Origin of the sequence: Micrococcus sp. HMSC31B01 (assembly GCF_001816085.1) — a bacterium.
GTDB classification, from domain to species: domain Bacteria; phylum Actinomycetota; class Actinomycetes; order Actinomycetales; family Micrococcaceae; genus Micrococcus; species Micrococcus luteus.
Genome location: NZ_KV825343.1, coordinates 1 through 4,325 on the forward strand (window position 1 = coordinate 1; position 4,325 = coordinate 4,325).

Consider the following 4,325-nt stretch of genomic DNA (forward strand, 5'->3'; position numbering starts at 1 on the left):
GGCGTGGACCGCGCCGCCGACGGCGAGCTCACCGTCCAGGGCCTGCGCGCGAGCGCGCTCGCCGCGGAGTTCGGCACGCCGCTGCTCGTGGTGGACGAGGACGACTTCCGCGCCCGCGCCCGCGCGTTCCGCGAGGGCTTCGACGCCGCGTTCGCCGACCTGTGCGGGGGAGCGGACGTCTACTACGCCGGCAAGTCCATGCTCACCCTCTCCACCGCCCGCTGGGCGGCCGAGGAGGGCCTGCGCGTGGACACCGCCTCCGGCGGCGAGCTGGCAATCGCGCTGGCCGCCGGCGTCGACCCGGCCCACATCGGCCTGCACGGCAACAACAAGTCGGACGCCGAGCTGCGCACCGCCCTCGAGGCGGGCGTGGGCCGGATCATCGTGGACTCGCTCGACGAGCTCACCCACCTGGCCGCGCTCGCGGCCGAGGCCGGCCGCCGCGCCCCCGTGATGCTCCGGCTGACCCCGGGCGTGCACGCGCACACCCACGACTTCATCGCCACCGCGCACGAGGACCAGAAGTTCGGCCTCTCCCTGGCCCCGGCCTCCACCGACCGGGACGGCAACGTGGCCGGCCGCTCGCCGGCCGCCGTCGCCGTGGCCGCGGCCCTGGCGGCCGAGTCGATCGACCTGCTGGGCGTGCACTGCCACATCGGGTCCCAGATCTTCGAGGCCGAGGGCTTCGGGCTGGCGGCCGGACGCGTGCTCGAGTTCCTCGCCGAGGTCAAGGCCGAGCACGGGGTGGAGCTGGCCGAGCTCGACCTCGGTGGCGGCCACGGCATCGCCTACACGGCGGTGGACGAGCCGCGCCCGGCCGCGGAGATCGCCGACGCCCTCGCCGACGACGTCCAGAAGACCGTCGAGCGCCTCGGCCTGACGTGCCCGCGCGTCTCCCTTGAGCCGGGGCGGGCCATCTCGGGCCCCGCGGGGCTGACCCTCTACACGGTCGGGGTGACCAAGACCGTGGACGTGGACGCCCCCGACGGCGGCACCGCGGCCCGCCGCTACGTCGCCGTGGACGGCGGCATGTCCGACAACCCGCGTCCCGTGCTCTACGACGCCGACTACACCGCCGTCTCCGCGCGCCGCACCTCGGAGGCCGAGCCGGTGCTCTCCCGTGTGGTGGGCAAGCACTGCGAGTCCGGCGACATCCTGGTCCGCGACGTGTACCTGCGGGCCGACCTGGGCCGCGGCGACCTGCTGGCGGTGCCGGCCACGGGCGCGTATACGCACGTGATGTCCTCGAACTACAACGCGCTGGCCCGCCCGGCCGTCGTCGCGGTCTCCGGCGGGCAGGCGCGGGTGATCATCCGTCGCGAGACGCAGGAGGACCTGTTCGCCCGCGAGGCCGATCCGCGCCTCGCCCGCTGAGGACGCGGGCGCGGCGCACCCGGCCGTCGGCCTCGGGTCCGGGTGGGTCCGTCCCGCTCTGCGGACACCGAGTGTCGCGCGGTGGGACGGGCCGGGGCGCCGCGCTAGATTCGTGGCCAGCCGGGCCGCGCGGTCGCGCGGGCCCGACCCCACCCTGGATCACGGAGGACCATGCCCCAGCACACCGACGCCCCCACCGCACTCAAGGTCGCCCTGCTGGGCGGCGGGACCGTGGGGTCCCAGACCGCCCGGATCCTCACCGAGGACGCCGACATCCTGCGGGACCGCGTGGGCGCCGACCTCGAGCTCACGGGCATCGCGGTGCGGGACACGGGCGCGACGCGCGACTGGCAGGCGGACCCGGCGCTCTACACGACCGACGCCGAGGCGCTCGTGGACGGCGCGGACGTCGTCATCGAGCTGATGGGCGGCGTCGAGCCGGCCCGCACCCTGATCCTGCGCGCCCTGGCCGCCGGCACGTCCGTGGTGACGGGCAACAAGGCGTTGCTGGCCCAGCACGGCGAGGAGCTGTACGCCGCGGCCGCCGCCACCGGCGCGCAGCTCAGCTTCGAGGCCGCCGTCGCCGGCGCCATCCCGATCCTGCGCCCGCTGCGCGACTCCCTGGGCGGCGACCGCGTCACCCGCGTGATGGGCATCGCCAACGGCACCACCAACTTCATCCTCGACCGGATGGACTCCGAGGGGGCGGACTTTGACGACGCCCTCGCCGAGGCCCAGCGGCTCGGCTACGCCGAGGCCGACCCGACCGCCGACGTCGAGGGCCACGACGCCGCCGCGAAGGCCGCGATCCTGGCGACCATCGCATTCGGCGCGCCGTACACCCTGGACCAGGTGGCCGTCGCGGGCATCACCGCGATCACGGCCGAGGACAACGCCGCCGCCGCGGAGGCGGGCTACGTCATCAAGCTGCTGGCGATCGCCGAGCGCGGCCGCGCCGCCGACGGTGCCCAGGGCGCCGTCCTGCGCGTGCACCCCACCCTGCTGCCGCGGGAGCACCCGCTGGCCTCCGTGCGCGGGGCGTTCAACGCCGTCTTCGTGGAGGCCGAGAACGCCGGCGAGCTCATGTTCTACGGTCCCGGCGCCGGCGGCGCCCCCACCGCCTCCGCGGTGATGGGCGACGTCGTCTCGATCGCCCAGCGCATCGTGCGCGGCGGCCCGGCGCGCCTGCGCACCCCCGTCACCGCCCTGCCCGCCCTGGACCCGGCCGAGGCCCACACCTCCTTCATGGTCGTGCTGCGCGCGGCGGACCAGCCCGGCGTGCTGCGCCGCGTCGCCGGGGTGTTCGAGGAGCACGGCGTCTCCATCGAGACGCTGCGCCAGGTCCCATCTGAGCGCGAGGACGCCCCCGGCGCGTCCCTGCGGCTGATCACCCACCGTGCGCGGCAGCGCGACCTCGACGCCACCGTCGAGGCGCTCGCCGCCCTGGACGTCGTCCACGAGGTCGCGTCCGTCCTCCGAGTCGAAGGGAACTGACCCATGGCCCACCAGTGGCGCGGCGTCGTCCGCGAGTACGCCGACCGCCTGCCCGTCACCGAGGACACGCGCGTGATCACCCTCGGCGAGGGCGGCACCCCGCTCATCCACGCCCCCCACCTCTCCGAGCTGGTGCAGGGCACCGTGCACGTGAAGTTCGAGGGCATGAACCCGACCGGCTCCTTCAAGGACCGCGGCATGACCATGGCGATCACCGCCGCCGTCGCGGACGGCGCGAAGGCCGTCGTCTGCGCGTCCACCGGCAACACGTCCGCCTCGGCGGCGGCCTACGCCGCGCAGGCCGGGATCACGTGCGCCGTGCTCGTGCCCGAGGGGAAGATCTCGATGGGCAAGATGTCCCAGGCCGTGGCCCACGGCGCGGAGATCCTCCAGGTGCAGGGCAACTTCGACGACTGCCTCGAGGTGGCCCGCAAGCTGGCCGAGAACTACCCCGTGTTCCTCGTGAACTCCGTCAACCCGGCCCGCATCGAGGGGCAGAAGACCGGCGCGTTCGAGGTCGTGGACACCCTCGGCGACGCCCCGGACTACCACCTGCTGCCCGTGGGCAACGCGGGCAACATCACCGCGTACTGGAAGGGCTACCGCGAGTACGCCGCCCCCTACGTGAACCCGCACGAGGGCGCCTCGGACGCCGAGCTGCCCGCGGTGGCCACGAAGACCCCCGTGATGTGGGGCTTCCAGGCCGCGGGCGCCGCCCCGATCGTCCAGGGCCACCCCGTGACCGACCCGGACACGATCGCCACCGCCATCCGGATCGGCAACCCGGCCTCGTGGGAGCAGGCCGAGGCCGCCCGCGACGAGTCCGGCGGGATGATCGACTCCGTCACGGACGAGGAGATCCTCGAGGCCCACCGCTGGCTCTCCGCGAAGGAGGGCGTGTTCGTCGAGCCCGCCTCCGCCGCCGGCGTCGCCGGGCTGCTCAAGCACCACGCCGCCGGGAACGTGCCGGCCGGCAAGAGCTGGGTCATCACCGTCACCGGCCACGGCCTCAAGGACCCGCAGTGGGCCCTGCGCGGCGCCGACGGCGCCGACGTGACCCCGCGCTCGGTGCCGTTCGACGTGGTCACCGTCGCCCAGGCCCTCGGCCTGAGCTGAGCCATGGCCGCACCGCAGCCGCTGGCGCCCGGGACCGCCGCGTCCGTCTCCGTCCCCGCCACCTCCGCCAACCTCGGCCCCGGCTTCGACTCGATGGGCCTGGCCCTGGAGCTGCGCGACGAGGTGACGCTCACGGTCGTGGCGGGCCCCGACGTCGCGGAGGTCGTGGGGGAGGGGGAGGCCACCCTGCCGCGGGACGGCGCGCACCTGATCCTGCGCCTGGCGCACGAGCACCTGCGGGACCGCGGGTTCACCGCGCCGGGGCTGCACCTGCGCGCCGTGAACCGGATCCCGCACGCCCGCGGGCTCGGCTCGTCCGCGGCCGCCGTCGTCGCGGCCTA

3 protein-coding genes and 1 pseudogene are annotated in these 4,325 nt (G+C 75.2%); all 4 read left to right on the forward strand.

All coding sequences use genetic code 11. The features are described from left to right. A partial coding sequence (lysA, locus tag HMPREF3105_RS10545) for a diaminopimelate decarboxylase (RefSeq protein ID WP_070709550.1) occupies nucleotides 1–1,374 on the forward strand: 1,374 nt, incomplete at its 5' end. A gap of 171 nt (nucleotides 1,375–1,545) precedes the next feature. Further along, nucleotides 1,546–2,868 (forward strand): homoserine dehydrogenase, encoded by a 1,323-nt coding sequence (locus HMPREF3105_RS10550; protein ID WP_069942036.1) that lies wholly within the window; start codon nucleotides 1,546–1,548, stop codon nucleotides 2,866–2,868. A 3-nt stretch (nucleotides 2,869–2,871) separates the two neighbouring features. Next, on the forward strand, nucleotides 2,872–3,984 hold the full coding sequence (gene thrC / locus HMPREF3105_RS10555; protein ID WP_036313078.1) for a threonine synthase: 1,113 nt from the start codon (nucleotides 2,872–2,874) through the stop codon (nucleotides 3,982–3,984). Nucleotides 3,985–3,987: 3 nt separating this feature from the next. Beyond that, nucleotides 3,988–4,325 (forward strand): annotated as a pseudogene (locus tag HMPREF3105_RS10560) (homoserine kinase); the annotation flags it as partial.

Bases quoted from the DNA above. Each gene is read 5' to 3' on its own strand.
- HMPREF3105_RS10550 (WP_069942036.1), top strand. From the start codon at position 1,546: ATGCCCCAGCACACCGACGCCCCCACCGCACTCAAGGTCGCCCTGCTG.
- thrC (WP_036313078.1), top strand. From the start codon at position 2,872: ATGGCCCACCAGTGGCGCGGCGTCGTCCGCGAGTACGCCGACCGCCTG.